This is a genomic window from Nocardia colli (genome assembly GCF_008704205.1).
In the GTDB taxonomy this organism is placed as follows: domain Bacteria; phylum Actinomycetota; class Actinomycetes; order Mycobacteriales; family Mycobacteriaceae; genus Nocardia; species Nocardia colli.
In genome coordinates, this window is the sequence record NZ_VXLC01000016.1 from 331,464 (window position 1) to 347,427 (window position 15,964).

Consider the following 15,964-nt stretch of genomic DNA (forward strand, 5'->3'; position numbering starts at 1 on the left):
ACGTCGGCCGGAACTCGGGAGGTTGTCGTGATCATTACCGCGATTGTTGTTGCCGTACTGCTTGTTTGTGCATGCAGCATTGCCGTGCTGCGTCGCCGGAGTTCGAAATGAGCTGGCCCGACGAGCAGTTGGTGGCGGCGGCGCGCGCGGGCGATGTGGAGTCGCTCACCGCGCTGGTGTCGGGGACGCATCCGCACATCAGGCGGTTCGCGTTCTCACTGTGTGCCACTGCCGAAGACGCGGAAGACGCGGCGCAGGAGGCGCTGATCATCTTGTATCGCAAGATCGGCACGCTGCGGGCGTCAGGAGCGTTGGCCTCGTGGATGTTTCGGATCGTCCGCAACGAATGCCTGCGCCAGGTAAGGCAATTGGCGCGCCGAGGTGAGCCGATACCGGACGTCTCGACGGTATCGGCGGAGGACGAGGCGATGCGTCGGTTGGAGGCCGAGCGGGTGGCGTCGGCCATCGCGGCCTTGCCGCTGGATCAGCGACAGGTCCTGATTATGCGAGATATCCAGGGCCTCGGCGGGCGAATAGTGGCCGAGCGGCTCGGTCTCAGCACGGCGGCGATGAAATCGCGGCTGCACCGGGCTCGTTCGGCCGTGCAGTGCTCGTTGCGCGACGGCTGGGACGGTCGCGAATGAACGAACAGACCTTCGCGAGCAGTTCGGTACCGCGACATCTGATCCGCGGCGTTGTCGGATTCGGCGCCCTGATCGGCGCGTTCGCACTGCTGCCGTGGGCAGGAGCGGCGAGTCTGCTGCTCGCTCCGCTCGGCTTCGTCGCACTCCGCGGCTGCCCCACCTGCTGGGCGATCGGATTGCTGCAAACGATATCGAGGGGCCGGCTGCAGCGTTCCTGCACAAACGGGCAGTGCGAACTGATCCGGCCCGTCGAGCGGGAGACGACTGCGGCAAAACACGAGTAAGCCCGCAGTGATGTCCCGCTCGACAGGGGGCGAAACTCAGCTATTGGCCCCGCATACGCGGTTGAGTTCGTTGGTGGCCGGGTCCAAGTCGGTGATGTTGTCGTCGGCCAGCGCGTTGGCGTACCCGATGATGACGTCCTTCTCGGCCCGCTCGCCACCGCTCGCGGCGATGGACAGCAGGGTCACGTGCAATGCCTGAGCGACCGGGTCTTCCAGAATGCCGTTGGGGGATCCGGCGACCGCCTTGTTGATCGCGTCGACGGCGCGGGCGCAGGTCTCGGACTGAGCGTGCGCCGTGGCGGCGGGCAGCAGTATCAACGAACCGACGGCACTGGCGGTCAGCAGCGCGGCGGCGAAAATCTTGGGCATAGCGTCCTCACGATCTGGTCAGCGAAGGTCCGCGACTCAACCGAGTCGCGGACCTCTCGACGCACACCGTACTTGGCCGTACTCGCCCAGCGAAAGCCAATACCTATCAGGGCATTCCGCCCAGGTCGGCTAGCGTGGCTTGCGGCGCAGGAACGAGTCCCGGACCAGGATGCCGACGATGGCGGCGGCGAAACCGATGAGGTAGATGTCCTCGACGTGGCCCTTGTGGTTGCCGATCACCATCGCAACCAGGACCAATGCGACGATCCAGCCGGCGATGCGGAAGGTGCGGGGCGACTCGCCGCTCCATCCCCATGCGGCGGAGGGAACCTCGGCGGTGTCCACGTGAGTGACGATGCCGCGCTCGGTGCTGGCGGGTTCGAGTTCCGTGGCGGCCACGATTCGCTCCTTAGCTGGTTCGGGATGGACTGCTGCTCGATATCGTGACATACGACGGTGCGTCGTTGTAAGTCGGGCCACGCCGGTTCTTCGTACTTTCTTGTGCGCCACAATGAACCTGTGTCCGACATCGTGAGAGTCCTGCTCCTCGGCAGTACCGGATCCATCGGTACCCAAGCGCTCGAGGTGATCGCCGCCAACCCCGACCGGTTCGAGGTGGTCGGCCTGGCCGCGCGCGGCGGCAATACCGAGCTACTCGCCGCGCAGATCGCGGCCACCGGGACGCGCAATGTCGCGGTCGCCGATCCGAAAGCGGCCCAGCAGCTCGACATTCCGCTGGCCGGCCCGGACGCGGCGACCGAACTCGTGCGCCGCACCGAGGCTGATGTCGTGCTGAACGCGCTGGTCGGCTCGCTCGGCCTGGAACCGACCCTGGCCACCCTGCAATCGGGTACCCGGCTCGCGCTGGCGAACAAGGAATCGCTGGTCGCGGGTGGTTCTTTGGTGACTCGCGCCGCCGCGCCCGGCCAGATCGTCCCGGTCGATTCCGAGCATTCGGCGCTGGCCCAGTGCCTGCGCGGCGGTCGCGCCGAGGAGGTGGACCGGCTGGTGCTCACCGCGTCCGGCGGCCCGTTCCGCGGCTGGACCGCCGAGATGCTGGAATCGGTGAATCCCGCTGAGGCCAAGACCCATCCGACCTGGTCCATGGGCCCGATGAACACGCTGAACTCGGCCTCGCTGGTGAACAAGGGCCTGGAGCTGATCGAGACGCACCTGCTGTTCGGCATTCCCTACGACCGCATCGACGTCACCGTGCACCCGCAGTCGATCGTGCACTCGATGGTCACCTTCACCGACGGCTCCACCCTCGCCCAGGCCAGCCCGCCGGACATGAAACTGCCCATCGCACTGGCCCTGGGCTGGCCCGATCGGGTCCCCGGCGCGGCCCTGGCCTGCGACTTCGGCACCGCCGCCACCTGGACCTTCGAGCCGGTCGACAACGAGGTCTTCCCGGCGATCGAGCTGGCCCGCCGGGCCGGCGAAGCGGGCGGCAGCGTCACCGCCGTCTACAACGCCGCCAATGAGGTTGCGGTGCAAGCCTTCCTGGACGGCGCCATCCGCTTCCCCGACATCGTCCGCACGGTGGCCGCCGCGATCGAGGCCGCCGACCAGTGGCGCACCGAACCGGATTCGCTCGAAGAAGTATTGGCCGCCGACTCCTGGGCCCGCGATTTCGCCCGATCCCGCGTGCACGCCTGAACGACCTCGTCGAGCGGCGCAGGGCACGGCGGCATAACGCGAGAGCCGCCGCCATGCGCCGCGCGATGTGGTGAGCCGGGCATATGGTCCGCTCCCGGCACCGGGAAAGCGCCGGACTCGCCTGGCGACCACCACCTGGCACACTGAACACGTAGTGCCGCGCGGTGTCCGGTTACTGTGGTCGGGGTGCTCGCGGCCGTGACGGGATGTGCGGGCCAGGTTTGTGGGCGGCCGATCCGGCGGTCGCACTTCATCGAGGCGAGCTGCGCTATGCAGGAGGGCTGCTAAACACATGGTCTACGCGTTGGGGTTCGTGCTGTTCGCGCTAGGCATCACGATTTCGATCGCGCTGCACGAATGCGGGCACATGTGGACCGCCCAGGCCACCGGCATGAAGGTGCGGCGGTACTTCATCGGTTTCGGGCCGAAGGTGTTCTCGTTCCGGCGCGGTGAGACCGAGTACGGCCTCAAGGCGCTCCCGCTCGGCGGGTTCTGCGACATCGCGGGCATGACCGCCCTGGACGAGCTCGCGCCGGAAGAAATCGACCGCGCGATGTACCGCCAGGAAACCTGGAAGCGGATGGTCGTGATGTCCGGCGGCATCGCGATGAACTTCCTGCTCGGTTTCATCCTGGTGGTCTTCCTGGCCATCGGCTGGGGCCTGCCCCGGTTCGACCAGCCGCCGGCCACCGCGCTCGGCAACATGAGCTGTGCGTCGCAGCAGAATCCGGATGGCAGCATCCAGCCGTGCTCGGGCCCGGGTCCGGCGCAGCGCGCGGGTCTGCAACGCGGCGACATCGTCAAGTCGGTCAACGACGTGAAGGTGGCGACCTGGAAGGACTTCCAGGTCGAAACCCAGAAGCAGAACGGCCCGTTCACCTACACCGTCGAGCGCGACGGCAAGACCATCACCATCCCGGTCACCCCAGAGCGTGTCATGCGTTATCCCGAGGGCGGCGGCGCCGGTCGCGAGGTCGGTGCGGTCGGAGTCAGCCCGGACATCTATGGGCCGGTAAAATACAACGTGCTGAGCGCCATCCCGGCATCGGCCTCGTTCACCGGCGACATGTTCGTGCGCACCTTCCAATCGCTGGCCCAGCTGCCGCAGAAGGTGACCGCGCTGTGGTCCGCGGTGACCGGCGGCGAGCGCGACCCGGAAACCCCGGTCAGCGTCTACGGCGCGAGCAAGATCGGCGGCGAGACCGCCGAACGCGGGCTGTGGGGCGTATTCATCCTGGTCCTGGCCAGCCTGAACTTCTTCCTCGGCGCGTTCAACATCCTGCCGCTGCTGCCGCTGGACGGCGGGCACATGGCGGTGGTGCTGTACGAGAAGGTCCGCAACACCATCCGCGGCTGGAAGGGCCTGGCCCCCGGCGGCCCGGTGGACTATCTGAAACTGCTGCCGCTGACCTATGTCGCGGTGGTGATCGGCGGCGCCTACATGGTGCTCACCTTGGTCGCCGACATCGTCAATCCGATCAAGTTGTTCTGATTTCGCACGGACGCGGTACCCTGTCGCCGGCACTTGGGGGACAGCACGTTTGTCGTGGGCGTCACAGGGTGGGTTCGGCGTGCGCGACTAAGCTCGGAAAGCGAACGGCCCACAATGTACGTACGAAAGTAGGCAGCCGAAAGTGACCAGCACAATCGGATTGGGGATGCCCGCCGCTCCTGCGGCCGTTCTCGCTCCTCGACGCAAGACCCGCCAGTTGAAGGTGGGCAATGTCGGGGTCGGAAGTGATCATCCGATCTCCGTGCAGTCGATGACCACCACCAAGACTCACGACATCAACGCCACGCTGCAGCAGATCGCCGAGCTCACCGCTTCCGGCTGCGACATCGTCCGGGTGGCGTGCCCGCGTCAGGAAGACGCGGACGCGCTGGCGACGATCGCGCGCAAGAGCCAGATCCCGGTCATCGCCGACATCCACTTCCAGCCCCGCTACATCTTCGCGGCCATCGATGCCGGTTGTGCCGCGGTGCGGGTGAACCCGGGCAACATCAAGGAATTCGACGGCCGGGTCGGCGAGGTCGCGAAGGCGGCGGCCGCCGCGGGCATCCCGATCCGGATCGGCGTCAACGCCGGTTCGCTGGACAAGCGGATGCTGGAGAAGTACGGCAAGGCCACCCCGGAGGCGCTGGTCGAGTCCGCGCTCTGGGAGGCGAGCCTGTTCGAGGACCACGGGTTCGGCGACATCAAGATCTCGGTCAAGCACAACGACCCGGTGATCATGGTGGAGGCCTACCGGCAGCTGGCCGCGCGCAGCGACTATCCGCTGCATCTCGGCGTGACCGAGGCCGGTCCGGCGTTCCAGGGCACGATCAAGTCCGCGGTGGCCTTCGGCGCGCTGCTGTCCGAGGGCATCGGCGACACCATCCGGGTCTCGCTGTCCGCGCCGCCGGCCGAGGAGATCAAGGTCGGCGATCAGATCCTGCAATCGCTGAACCTGCGCCCGCGCAAGCTCGAGATCGTGTCCTGCCCGTCGTGTGGTCGCGCCCAGGTGGACGTGTACAGCCTCGCGAACGCGGTCAGTGCCGGTTTGGAGGGCATGGAGGTGCCGTTGCGGGTCGCCGTGATGGGCTGCGTGGTGAACGGGCCCGGCGAGGCGCGTGAGGCGGATCTGGGCGTCGCGTCCGGTAACGGTAAGGGACAGATTTTCGTCAAGGGCGAGGTCATCAAGACCGTGCCGGAGGCGATGATCGTGGAGACCCTGATCGAAGAGGCGCTGCGCATCGCCGAGCAAATGGGCGTGGACGCGGGCGCCGGTGAGCCGGTCGTCACGGTCGGCTGACGCCGCCGCCGGTGGGTAGCCGGACTTCGCCTGGTTCAGGTGAACACATCACGAACTGTTGCGTTCGGCATAGCCGTACCACATCGTCGATTTTCGTGGCAGGCTAGCAACGTGCGGAGTCTGCTGGAGCCGACGCGTAGGGCGAAGTACGTTCCCGCGCGTCAGCTCGCGAACCGGGACCTGGGACAGGTCCTCCGAGTGCTGGATGCCGATCCGGTGGCCTCGTGCATGGTCGCCGCCCGGCTGCAGGAATTCGGCTTGGACAGCTCGCGCTGTGGGCAGGGTGAGCTGTGGAGCCGCGGCGGTCCCGCGGAGTCGCTGTGTTTCTCCGGCGCGAACCTGGTTCCGTTGCGTGGCGATCACGACGCGCTGCGGGCGTTCGCGGACCGGGCGCTACGGTGGCCGCGGATCGCGTCGTCGGTGGTGGGACGCCGTGAGCTGGCGTTACCGCTGTGGGAGATGCTGTCCGGCCACTGGGGTCCGGAGCGGGAACTGCGCGGCGAACAGCCGCTGCTCGCGCTCGCGCAACCGCCGCTGGCCACGCCCGATCCGCATGTCCGCCGCGTGCGCCCGGACGAACTCGACCGCTACCTCAGCGCCGCGATCGCCATGTTCATCGAGGAAGTCGGCGTGGATCCGCGCGCGGGCGACGGTGGCCGCGGCTACCGTCGCCGCATTCAGAGCCTGATCGAATCCGGCCGTGCCTGGGCACGTTTCGAGGACGGCGAGGTCGTGTTCAAGGCCGAGGTCGGGTCGTTGTCCCGGCGCACCGGCCAGATCCAGGGCGTCTGGGTGCATCCCGAACACCGTGGTACCGGGCTCGGCACCGCGGGCACGGCCGCCATCGCCAACGCGGTGGTCGCCTCCGGGCGCACCGCGAGCCTGTACGTGAACGACTACAACGAAGTCGCGCGCCGCGCCTACAGCCGGGTCGGCTTCCGGCAGATCGCCACCTTCTCCACCATCCTGCTCGACTGACTCCGGTCAGGCTGAAAGCTGTTTCAGTGGAATGCAACACGGAGCGGCGCGGAGGTTTGCTCAACATTGGCTATTACCATCGGTGCCGATGTCGACCAGGATTGAATCGCTGCGGAAACCGCTCATCGTCACGCTGGCTGTCGCGCTGCTCGCCGTGCCCGCGGCCGGTTGCGCACGCGGTCCGCAGGGGCCGGTGCCTGCCGCCGACGACTTCGTCGAGGCATTCGCGAAGCACGACCTGACGGCCGCCGCGAGCTTCACCAATCAACCCGAAAAGGCCAGTGCCGCACTGAATTCCGCCTGGGACCACTTGCAGGCGGAAAAGCTGAAAGCGAGTACCGGCTCGGCCAGGGTCTCCGGCGACACCGCGACCGTCGACTACACCTACGAGTGGCAGCTGCCCAAGGACCGGACCTGGCGCTACACCGGGCAGTTGCAGATGGGTCGCAGCGGCGGTCGCTGGAAGGTGCGCTGGACCTCGTCGAACATCCACCCCAAGCTCGGCGACACCCAGACGATGTCGTTGCGCGCCAACCCGGCGCCCCGTGCGCGAGTGAACGAGCAGGCCGGCAGCGATGTGCTGGTGCCGGGCAAGGTGTCCCGGGTCGCGTTCACCGCGACCGATGCCGCCGACCCCGGCGCGGTCGCCACCTCGCTGTCGGCTGCGCTGAGCCCGTTCGATCCGGAGTTGACCCCCGAATCCGTCCGGGACGCGGCGCTGGCCGCCAAGGGCGCGTACACCGTCGCGATGCTCAACGAGAGCGAATTCGACCAGGTGAGTACCGATGTCATCGGCCTGCCCGGGGTCGTGGTCACTTCGGAGTGGGACCTGGTGCCCACCGATCGCGCGTTCGCGCCGGACCTGCTCGCGCAGATCCGCAAGACGGTGATCGCCGAGGTGGACGGCAAGGCGGGCTGGAGCGTGGTCACCATGAACGCGAACGGCGCCGACACCGACGTGCTCACCGAGGTGCCGTCGCAGCCGGCCCCGTCGTTCTCGCTCAGCGTGGATCGCAACGTGCAGAACGCCGCGCAACGCGCCGTCGACCTGCGCGAAGAGCAGACGATGATGGTGGCGCTGCGCCCGTCGACCGGCGCGATCCTGGCCATCGCGCAGAACAAGGCGGCCGATCGGGACGGGCCGGTCGCGACCATCGGCCAGTATCCGCCGGGTTCGGTGTTCAAGACGGTGACCGCGGCCGCGGCGATGTCCACCGGCCTCGCGACGCCGGACACGGTGCTGCCCTGCCCGAGCCGAATCACCATCGGGGACCGCACGATTCCCAACTACAACCTGTTCACCATCGGTGACGCGCCGATGATCACCGCCTACGAGCGGTCCTGCAACACCGCGTTCGCCAATGTGGCGAGCCGGCTGCCGGGCGACGCGTTGCACAACGCCGCCGCGAAACTCGGTGTGGGACCGGGCTATACGGTGGCGGGGCTGCCGACGTTCACCGGCTCGGTGCCGCCGTCGGACGAGCTGATCCAGCGTACCGAGGACGGCATCGGCCAGGGCAAGGTGGTGGTCAGCCCGCTCGGCATGGCACTGATGGCGGCCACCGTCGCGCACGGCTCGGTGCCGGTTCCGTACCTGATCGCCGGGCGCGCCACGACGGTCGACGAGGCGGCGCCCGCCCCCGCGCCGCAGGTGATCACCGGGCTGCGGGCGATGATGCGCAGGGTGGTCACCGGCGGCACCGCCGAGCGGATCGCCGATCAGGGTGAGGTGTACGGGAAAACCGGTGAGGCCGAGGTCGACGGTGGGTCGCACTCGTGGTTCGTCGGTTATCGCGGGGATATCGCGTTTGCGACGTTATTGGTCAAGGGTGGCAGCTCCGACAACGCGGTCGCGGTCACGCGCGACATGATCGCCGCGCTGCCACCGGGTTACTGAGCCGCGTCGTCCGGTGCGGACGGATTGCTGGTCGAGGCGGTGTGGTCCATGATCACGGCGCCGGCGTCGCCGCCGTCGAGGATCTGGACGGTCGCGGCGCCGCCGAGGATGATGGCCACGCTGGCCAGAATTGTAGTGGAACGCTTCATTGTCCGGCTCCCTCAGGTCAGGGGTGTCGACGGGGGAAGGGTTCTAGCTGGTCCGCGCAGGGATTACCCGCACATTGTTTTCTGAAAGTTTGCTGACTTCGGAACCGTAAACCGGGATCGATTCACCGAACAAGCTCGAGTGGCTGACCACACTGTGCAGCAAGAAAGTGTCTCAGGTCACATTTCGGACGAATCTCGGAGAGACTACCTCCGCGTGGGTGGGTAATTTCGCGGAATTCGCCGAATACGAAAACAACTCCAGGGAACGCGCCATTCGGTCAGGTAATGTTCCGGATCCTGCCCGGCGGGAACGGAGGGTGTCCGATCTTGCCGGAGTGCGACTGTGCGCTAGGTCCGCACTTCGTAGCGGATGTCGTAGGCGGCGGCGATCGGGTTGATCTTCGCGGGGTCCAGGCGACCGTCGGTGAGCACCGCGGGTCCGGCTTCGAAGAGGTCTTCGAGGTAGTGCTCCCAGCCGCCGGGCGACGAGATCTGCAGGACGCGGGGCGGAGGGGTCGAGACCGGATGCAGGGCGTGCGGCACGCCGCGGGGGAGCAGGGTGAAGCAGCCCTTTCCGGCGGTATAGCTGCGGTCATCGAATTCGATGCCCAGTTCGCCGTCCAGCACGTATATGCACTCGTCGGCCGCATCGTGGATATGGCGCGGAATCGGCCGGGCGACAACCACTTCGAGTAGGGAAAACCGTCCCTCGGTGTCGGCGGTCATCGTCTTGACCGCGAACGCGGGCGGCAGTGATACCCGGCCGGGGCGGGCCTCGGTGGGGTCGAGGAAGAGGAATCTGTCCTTGGGCATTGGCGGGCTACCTTCCTGGATGCAATAATGGAACCGGAATCCGCTTCCGTTTCAATTAGCGCCGAGGAGTGTCGCATTGTCAACCCCGTTGCCGCCCAACCGAACTGGGCGTACCGATGCCCGGCGCAACCGGGAGCGGGTGCTGGAAACCGCGCGTGCGTTGTTCGCCGAGCGCGGCGACGAGGTGCAGATGCCCGAACTCGCGAAGGCGGCCGGGGTCGGGGTCGGTACGGTGTATCGGCACTTCCCCACGCGTCGAGCGCTGGTCGAGGCGGCGGCCGAGCAGCGGTTTGCCGAGCTGGCCGAATACGCGCGCACGGAATGTCGCCGGGTGCCGGAGCGCGGGGTGGAGGTCTATCTCGTGCGGGTCGGCGAGGTGCTGGCGAGCGACCGCGGGTTGTCCGCGGCCATCGAGGCTGCGAGAGGGACTTCGGAGACCGAACCGCGGGGCGAGGCGAGGGTGGAACTCGAAGCGGCCGTGCGTGATCTGCTCGACGACGGTCGCGCCGCCGGCACCATCCGGGCCGATGCGACAGTCGCCGACGTGTACATGCTGGTCGGTGCCTTATCCGCGACTATCCGCACTGGCAGCGGTGATTGGCGGCGGTTCCTCGAACTGGCCATGAACGGCCTGGGCGCATAGCGCTTTTCAGTCGGCCCGGCGCAGGGTGGCGGCGAGGTGGTGTTGCAGCGGCTCGCCGACCGCCGCCATGCGCAGCGTGTAATCGATGGTGTCGCCCTTCAATTGAAAGGTGCGACCCAGGGCAGTAACGAGTTTCGCGGTGCTGGAGCGGCCGATGCTGGTGGAGTCGAATTCCATGTGCAGTGCACCGTCGGCGGCATTCAATGCGCCCTCACATATTTCGGTGATTCCGGTGGGGTGCGCCAAGATCAATTCCACCCGGTCCGGGCTCGGGCAGCGCAGATAACCGGTTTCGGCGTGCATCGGGCGACTGCCGTCGGCGGCCCGGGTGCGCTGCCGATAGGTGAGGAACGGGCGGCCGAGATGGCCGAATCGGATTTCCTCCAGGTAATCGAACGACTGGATGGTCGGATATTCGCCGTGCCCGTCGCCGCGCCAGGTGCCGAGCAGTGGAGCCAAGGGGGCGATATCGGGATGGGGTGCGATGGAGGGTTGGGGTTCGACCACGGCGCACAGCCTAAACCTTGTTGGTTCCCGGGGTGTTCGTATACCGCCGAAATCTGTTGGCGCTAAGGTTAGCATCGCCTAAACGGTAAGCATGGCGTTTGGTTCGCCGAACTTGCTTGGGTATGCGCTTTTCCACTGGGGGAGTCAGCGGACCCGAAGGCACCGAAGTAGCTGGTACAGGATTTATCGAAGATCTTCCCCACGCCACTATCACTCTGGCATAGGCACGTTCGCCAGCGAGTTGTTGGGCCGTACACCCACGCCCGCGATAGGTTCGGAGAAACGCGATCAGCCGGGTCGACACGAACGGCGTGTCGCGACTGCTCACCGCCGCAGTGATGTTCCTCCGGGCGCCGGAGAGGATCCGACGCCACCACCCGGGCAGGCGCGCCAGCTCCGGCGCAGCAGCGCGATCCTGCTGCCGCACTCAGCATTTCCACCGGCTTCCCGTGCCCAGAACTCGTCGCCAGAAACTGCCGATCGATGAAACCGGTCGGCGGCCCGCCGCGGATCCCCACTGTCTGGACCGGAGCCGGATACAGCCGCGGGCTTCGCCGGTCCGCCGAGGCCCAGCATTCGCCCAACGGGACATGACGGAGTCCGTTCTCGCGTTTCGACGCGGCCAAGTCCCGCTCGATGAGGCGGTAGGTGTCGAGTGGGGCATGACCGAGGGTGCTCTCGTACTTTCGCGTAGCTATGTCCCGCTCGGCGAAGTGGGGCTGTCGGGTGGGACGTCGGTGGGGAGTTGCTTGCGGATCGGGTCGGGGCGGAGTCTGCCGGTGAGCTCTCGTTCGGGCGGTCAGTGCGAGGGGGCGGTGAGGTAGTCCGGGCCGCCGATGTAGACGGTGTGGCCGGATTCGGTGGGGCTGGTGGTGGCTTCGGCTACGGCGGTGGCGAATTCGGGGATGGTGGGGAGTGGGGCGTTGTCGCGGCGGGCGGAGACGGCGGCGGGGTTTCGGCGTTCGAGGAGCTGGACGATGATGGTGCCGTCGATCATGTCGCCGGAGACGGTGTGCAGGGTGATTCCACGTGTGGCGAGAGTGGGGATCATGGCGCGCAGGGCGTCTTCACCGGCGCGTTTGCTCGCGGCGATGGGCTCGTAGTCGGCGGGGACGGGTTTGCGGCCGTGGAAGTGGGCCTGGTGGCTGGTGACGAAGACAATGCGGGAGCCGGACGGCATGTGTGGGACGGCCAGTTCGACCAGGCGAGTCTGGGCGTCGCGGTTGATCGACATGGCGTAGTCGGGTGCGGCATTGCGTTCGAGGCCGCCGGAGGCGTTGAGCACGAGGACGTCCAGCCGGCCGAACTGCGCGACGGCGGTTTCGATGAGGGTGCGGGCGGAGGTCTCGTCGGCGATGTCGGCGCCCGCGGTCGAGGCGCTGCCGCCGGCGGCGATGATCTCGTCGGCGATTGTCTTGGCGCGCTTGAGCTTTTCCCGGTAGTTGATGATCACGTGGTCGCCGCGGGCGGCGAGGATGCGCGCGGTTTCGGCGCCGATGCCGCGGGAGGCACCGGTGATCAGAACGACTCGCTGTCCGGCTGGATGACCCACGTTTCCCTCTCGATGGCGGACCGTCGGCCCGGCGGATTGCTTCTAAATCAGAATCACTATGGTAGTTCTAAATGAGAAGTGCAAGCGGGGCGAAGCCGCCCAACGGCCGGAGCGATCCGGCGAACGCGCCGGTACTGGCCGCGATGGAACTGCTGGGACAGCGGTGGATTCTGCGCGTGCTGTGGGAGCTGGCGCCCGGACGGCTCGGGTTCCTCGAGCTGCGCCGGCGGATGGACAACTGCTCCTCCAGCATGCTTTCGGTGCGGTTGCAGCACCTGCAGGGCGCCGGGCTGATCGTGAAGAACGCGGACAAGTCCTACGAACTCACCAGTGCGGGAACAGAACTCGGCACCGCGCTGGAAGGCGTGTGGGCGTGGTCGCGGCGGTGGGAAGCGTCGCTCACCGAACCGGACAGCTGAGCGGGTTGACCTTCCGCCTACCTGAGACTTCATGATGGCCGGATGGCAGAGTCCGATGGGTTGATCACGATAGGCGTGCTGGCGCGAGCGAGTGGGCTCACGGCGAGTGCGTTGCGGTTCTACGACGACTGCGGGTTGCTGACGCCTGCCCGGGTCGATCCGCTCACGGGGTATCGGTATTACACCGAGGACCAGCGGGAACGCGCGGTGATGATTCGCCGGCTGCGCGCGATCGAGGTGCCACTCGAGTCGATCTCGGAGATCTTGTCCGGCGATATCGGGCGGGCGGAGCAGGTGCTGGATGCGCATGTCGGTGAGCTGAGGCGGCGGGCGTCGGCGGCTGCGGTCGTGGCCGGGTCGATCAAGCAGACGCTTTCGCTGGACGACCGGGTTGCGTTGCCGGCCGGGCTGCTGGCGGAGGCGTTCGAGCAAGTGCGGGTCGCGGCGGCGGGCAATCGCGAAATACCCGTTCTCGCGGGCATTCTGCTGGAGGCGAGTGGGAATTCGGTGACGCTCACTGCCACTGATCGCTACCGGCTCACGACTCGGACCGTCGTGTCTCGGGATCGGCAAGGCGGCGATTGGTCGCTGGTCGTCGACGGTGGCGAACTCGCTCCGGTTATCGAATGGCTTCGCGGTCTGGACGAAATCATCGCTGCCCCAACGGATCAGGGGTTGCTGATCGTCGGTGACGGTAGCGAGCGGCGTTGCCGAGTGATCGATGAACCGTTCCCCGACTATCGAGCGGTGCTGTCCGGCTTGCAGCCGGTTCGGACCCGCGTGCTGACGGCCCGCGCACCGTTGCTCCAAGTCCTCGAAAGCGCCTCGCCCACGGTGCGATTCGAGGTAAGCCCGACCGGACTGACAGTGTCCGGCAGTCGCCTCCCCGCCACGGTCACCGGCTCCGGAATCGACCTTTTCTTCGAAGTCACCACACTGCTCCCCGCGATAAACACCGCGTTGGGCCCAGATCTCATGCTCGACATCGCCGCCGCCGGTCACCCCGTCGTCATTCGCTCCGCTACTGACGGCGACCTCACCACCCTGGCCATGCCGGCCCGGCAGCCGACCAACGGATAGGACCCGACGCCATGACCGACGACACCATGACTGCGATCACGCGCGCCGTCGCCCTCGGACACGAAGGCCGACCCGACGCCGCCCGCGAGTCCCTGCTCGCCCTCTGGAATTCCTTTGGCCCACAAGGCGATCCACTTCACCGCTGCACCCTCGCCCACTATCTCGCCGACCTCCACGACGACGCCGCCGAAGCCCTCACCTGGGACATCCGCGCCTTGGACGCCGCCGACTCCCTGACCAACGCCCGCGCCCAGGAATTCGAGCCCACCCTCGATGTCCAAGGCTTCTACCCGTCCCTGCACCTCAACCTCGCCGACAACTACCGCAGACTCAGCTCCTTCACCGCCGCCCAACGCGAACTGACCGCCGCCCGAGCCAAACTCCACACCCTCCCCGAATCCCCTTACCGCACAATGATCCGCACCGCAGTAGACGAAATCGAAGCAGCAATCCAAACCCAAGACACCACCCCCCGCCCCTCCGCCCCAACCGGCCGCGAGTAACACCGACCGCAGCACAGCAACGCCGATGTCCCGCACCACGTCCCACTCGCCAGCCACCGCCTCGTCGAGCGGGACATAGCTGCGCGGAAATGCGAGAGCAGCCTCCACCATGTCCCGCCCGGCAGCTACGGCCTCATCGAGTGGGACATGGTTGCGTACAAGTGCGAGAGCACCCTCCACTATGTCCCGCTCGGCGGTTGACGAGCGCCCGACCGACGGACCGGTTGCGCCGGAACGACCCGACCCGCAAGCAGCGCTTCACCGATGCCCGCCTCAGCAGTTCCACCGAGCGGGCACCGCGACGAGCGGGACATGGCTGCGCGGAAATGCGAGAGCACCCTCTGTCATGTCCCGCTCGGCAGCCATCGCCGCGTCGTGCGGGACCTGGTTGCGTACAAGTGCGAGAGCGCTCTCCGCTACGTCCCGTTCGGCGGATTGCTCACCCTCGTCGGCTGGCATCGCCCAGCCGAGTTGCGGCAAGTCCGGGTCGCAAGTGCTGGGACGGCCGGATTAATCGGTGGAGTCGTATGAGCCCAGGTCTGAGGATGAGGGCATGGTCGACTACGAGGACACTGCCTGTCGGATCGAGTGGGATCAGCTGCCGGGTGCGGTGCGCGCTGGTATCGCGGGGCGGCTCGGCAGTGCGGTGGTTCGGGTGGAGGGGCAGCGGGGTGGGTTCAGTCATGGGATGGCGGCTCGGTTGTGGTTGAACGACGGGTCGCGGGCGTTTGTGAAAGCCATTCGGGGAGAGGACGAGCTGGCGCGGATGTATCGGCGGGAGGCCGATGCGGCAGGGCGGTTGCCGGAGGTGGCGCCTGCGGCGCGATGCCGGTTCGGGGTGGAGGTAGCGGGCTGGTTCGTCGCGGGATTCGAGGATGTCGAGGGGACGCGGCCGCGGTTGGCGGAGCCCGGCGAGCTGGCGGACGTGCTGCGGACTGTCGGGCAACTGGCCGAGCTGTTGACGCCGAGTCCGTTGCCGGATGTGCCGACGATCGAGGCGGAGTTGGCGACTGCGTTCGCCGGGTGGCGGGGGTTCGCGGAGTCCGGTGCGCCCGCGGATCTGGATGAGTGGTCGGCCCGGAATCTGGATCGGCTGGCGGAGTTGGAGACCGGGTGGTCGGTGAGTGCGCCAGGGGAGACGTTGCTGCACGCGGATTTGAGCCCGGGGAATATGGTGCGGCGGGCGAATGGTGAAGTCGTCATTGTCGATTGGGCCTGGGCATGCCGAGGCGCGGCCTGGATCGATCTGGTATTGCTCGCACCGTATTTCGAGGAGTGCGGCGTCGACCCGGAGGCGATCATCGCCGGCCATCCGGTCACCGAGGACGTCGAGCCGGCGGCGATCGATTCGTTCGTGTGCGGGCTGGCCGGGTACTGGGCAGTCAACTCCCGGCGACCGCCGCCGCCGGGTTCGCCGCATCTCCGGGCGCATCAGGCGCGATTTGCCCGGCTCGCCCGGGATTGGTTGCGCCGACGGGTGCGCTGGGCATAGCCGCAGGTGATTACTTCCGAGTGGCAGATTAAGGTGTGGTCACTCCAGGTTTGCCGCAGCGGAATTTCGGGGCGGCGTACCGGCGGGGAGGTGGCTGACCAGTGCGTGTCGGACGAACGGAAGTGGGTGAAATCGAAGTGAAGGGGGGAAGTCTCGTTCACGCTATCGATGTGTGCCAGGTGC

18 protein-coding genes are annotated in these 15,964 nt (G+C 67.1%); 12 read left to right on the forward strand and 6 right to left on the reverse strand.

What is annotated here, in order from left to right:
* Nucleotides 1–107 precede the first annotated feature (107 nt).
* Together F3087_RS31010 and F3087_RS31015 are read left to right on the forward strand one after the other, a co-directional pair.
* Nucleotides 108–644, forward strand: coding sequence for an RNA polymerase sigma factor (locus F3087_RS31010; RefSeq protein ID WP_150405610.1), 537 nt, complete (start codon nt 108–110; stop codon nt 642–644).
* Nucleotides 641–928: a hypothetical protein gene (locus tag F3087_RS31015; RefSeq protein WP_150405611.1), complete on the forward strand. Its 288-nt coding sequence runs from the start codon at nt 641–643 to the stop codon at nt 926–928. Before F3087_RS31010 ends, F3087_RS31015 begins: the two co-directional genes overlap by 4 nt.
* A 36-nt stretch (nt 929–964) precedes the next feature.
* Here the strand turns inward: F3087_RS31015 and F3087_RS31020 are convergent, their stop codons facing one another.
* Both F3087_RS31020 and F3087_RS31025 read right to left on the reverse strand, forming a co-directional pair.
* Nucleotides 965–1,297, reverse strand: a complete 333-nt coding sequence (locus F3087_RS31020) for a hypothetical protein (RefSeq protein ID WP_150405612.1) — start codon at nt 1,295–1,297, stop codon at nt 965–967.
* Nucleotides 1,298–1,426: 129 nt separating this feature from the next.
* The gene (locus F3087_RS31025) at nt 1,427–1,696 is read right to left on the reverse strand and encodes a DUF2631 domain-containing protein (protein WP_150405613.1); all 270 of its coding nucleotides are present in this window, start codon (nt 1,694–1,696) and stop codon (nt 1,427–1,429) included.
* Nucleotides 1,697–1,816: 120 nt separating this feature from the next.
* Here F3087_RS31025 and dxr point away from each other — a divergent pair, with 120 nt between their 5' ends.
* From dxr to F3087_RS31050, 5 genes are all read left to right on the forward strand, one after another.
* On the forward strand, nt 1,817–2,956 hold the full coding sequence (dxr, locus tag F3087_RS31030; RefSeq protein ID WP_150405614.1) for a 1-deoxy-D-xylulose-5-phosphate reductoisomerase: 1,140 nt from the start codon (nt 1,817–1,819) through the stop codon (nt 2,954–2,956).
* A 292-nt stretch (nt 2,957–3,248) separates the two neighbouring features.
* Nucleotides 3,249–4,448 (forward strand): M50 family metallopeptidase, encoded by a 1,200-nt coding sequence (locus F3087_RS31035; protein ID WP_150405615.1) that lies wholly within the window; start codon nt 3,249–3,251, stop codon nt 4,446–4,448.
* A 142-nt stretch (nt 4,449–4,590) separates the two neighbouring features.
* Nucleotides 4,591–5,748, forward strand: a complete 1,158-nt coding sequence (gene ispG, locus F3087_RS31040) for a flavodoxin-dependent (E)-4-hydroxy-3-methylbut-2-enyl-diphosphate synthase (RefSeq protein WP_150405616.1) — start codon at nt 4,591–4,593, stop codon at nt 5,746–5,748.
* Between the two features lie 111 nt (nt 5,749–5,859).
* Nucleotides 5,860–6,726, forward strand: coding sequence for a GNAT family N-acetyltransferase (locus F3087_RS31045; RefSeq protein ID WP_150405617.1), 867 nt, complete (start codon nt 5,860–5,862; stop codon nt 6,724–6,726).
* Nucleotides 6,727–6,814: 88 nt separating this feature from the next.
* Complete coding sequence (locus tag F3087_RS31050) at nt 6,815–8,623, forward strand: penicillin-binding transpeptidase domain-containing protein (protein WP_150405618.1); 1,809 nt, start codon at nt 6,815–6,817, stop codon at nt 8,621–8,623.
* On the opposite strand, the gene F3087_RS46120 is transcribed toward F3087_RS31050, so the two are convergent.
* The gene (locus F3087_RS46120; RefSeq protein WP_191094224.1) at nt 8,617–8,772 is read right to left on the reverse strand and encodes a hypothetical protein; all 156 of its coding nucleotides are present in this window, start codon (nt 8,770–8,772) and stop codon (nt 8,617–8,619) included. The two genes, F3087_RS31050 and F3087_RS46120, sit on opposite strands and share 7 nt — an antisense overlap.
* Nucleotides 8,773–9,120: 348 nt before the next feature.
* Nucleotides 9,121–9,585 carry a cupin domain-containing protein gene (locus F3087_RS31055; RefSeq protein ID WP_150405619.1) on the reverse strand — a complete coding sequence of 155 codons (465 nt, stop codon included), beginning with the start codon at nt 9,583–9,585 and terminating at the stop codon, nt 9,121–9,123.
* 76 nt (nt 9,586–9,661) lie between these two features.
* On the opposite strand from F3087_RS31055, the gene F3087_RS31060 reads away from it, so the two are divergent.
* Nucleotides 9,662–10,228: a TetR/AcrR family transcriptional regulator gene (locus F3087_RS31060; protein ID WP_223885471.1), complete on the forward strand. Its 567-nt coding sequence runs from the start codon at nt 9,662–9,664 to the stop codon at nt 10,226–10,228.
* A 6-nt stretch (nt 10,229–10,234) separates the two neighbouring features.
* On the opposite strand, the gene F3087_RS31065 is transcribed toward F3087_RS31060, so the two are convergent.
* Nucleotides 10,235–10,735 carry a peroxynitrite isomerase gene (locus F3087_RS31065; protein WP_223885472.1) on the reverse strand — a complete coding sequence of 167 codons (501 nt, stop codon included), beginning with the start codon at nt 10,733–10,735 and terminating at the stop codon, nt 10,235–10,237.
* 799 nt (nt 10,736–11,534) lie between these two features.
* Nucleotides 11,535–12,287 (reverse strand): SDR family oxidoreductase, encoded by a 753-nt coding sequence (locus F3087_RS31070; RefSeq protein WP_223885473.1) that lies wholly within the window; start codon nt 12,285–12,287, stop codon nt 11,535–11,537.
* 71 nt (nt 12,288–12,358) lie between these two features.
* On the opposite strand from F3087_RS31070, the gene F3087_RS31075 reads away from it, so the two are divergent.
* The 4 genes from F3087_RS31075 (at nt 12,359) to F3087_RS31090 (ending at nt 15,781) form a co-directional block, all read left to right on the forward strand.
* Nucleotides 12,359–12,706, forward strand: a complete 348-nt coding sequence (locus tag F3087_RS31075) for a winged helix-turn-helix transcriptional regulator (protein ID WP_191094225.1) — start codon at nt 12,359–12,361, stop codon at nt 12,704–12,706.
* A gap of 42 nt (nt 12,707–12,748) precedes the next feature.
* Entirely contained in the window at nt 12,749–13,786 is a 1,038-nt protein-coding gene (locus tag F3087_RS31080) for a DNA polymerase III subunit beta family protein (protein ID WP_150405621.1), read from the forward strand.
* An 11-nt stretch (nt 13,787–13,797) separates the two neighbouring features.
* On the forward strand, nt 13,798–14,289 hold the full coding sequence (locus F3087_RS31085) for a hypothetical protein (protein WP_150405622.1): 492 nt from the start codon (nt 13,798–13,800) through the stop codon (nt 14,287–14,289).
* Between the two features lie 553 nt (nt 14,290–14,842).
* Nucleotides 14,843–15,781, forward strand: coding sequence for a phosphotransferase (locus F3087_RS31090; RefSeq protein WP_150405623.1), 939 nt, complete (start codon nt 14,843–14,845; stop codon nt 15,779–15,781).
* Nucleotides 15,782–15,964 lie beyond the last annotated feature (183 nt).

Coding starts and splice junctions, on each gene's coding strand:
- F3087_RS31010 (WP_150405610.1), top strand. CDS start 108: ATGAGCTGGCCCGACGAGCAGTTGGTGGCGGCGGCGCGCGCGGGCGAT.
- F3087_RS31015 (WP_150405611.1), top strand. CDS start 641: ATGAACGAACAGACCTTCGCGAGCAGTTCGGTACCGCGACATCTGATC.
- F3087_RS31020 (WP_150405612.1), bottom strand. CDS start 1,297: ATGCCCAAGATTTTCGCCGCCGCGCTGCTGACCGCCAGTGCCGTCGGT.
- F3087_RS31035 (WP_150405615.1), top strand. CDS start 3,249: ATGGTCTACGCGTTGGGGTTCGTGCTGTTCGCGCTAGGCATCACGATT.
- F3087_RS31050 (WP_150405618.1), top strand. CDS start 6,815: ATGTCGACCAGGATTGAATCGCTGCGGAAACCGCTCATCGTCACGCTG.
- F3087_RS46120 (WP_191094224.1), bottom strand. CDS start 8,772: ATGAAGCGTTCCACTACAATTCTGGCCAGCGTGGCCATCATCCTCGGC.
- F3087_RS31055 (WP_150405619.1), bottom strand. CDS start 9,585: ATGCCCAAGGACAGATTCCTCTTCCTCGACCCCACCGAGGCCCGCCCC.
- F3087_RS31075 (WP_191094225.1), top strand. CDS start 12,359: ATGAGAAGTGCAAGCGGGGCGAAGCCGCCCAACGGCCGGAGCGATCCG.
- F3087_RS31080 (WP_150405621.1), top strand. CDS start 12,749: ATGGCAGAGTCCGATGGGTTGATCACGATAGGCGTGCTGGCGCGAGCG.
- F3087_RS31085 (WP_150405622.1), top strand. CDS start 13,798: ATGACCGACGACACCATGACTGCGATCACGCGCGCCGTCGCCCTCGGA.
- F3087_RS31090 (WP_150405623.1), top strand. CDS start 14,843: ATGGTCGACTACGAGGACACTGCCTGTCGGATCGAGTGGGATCAGCTG.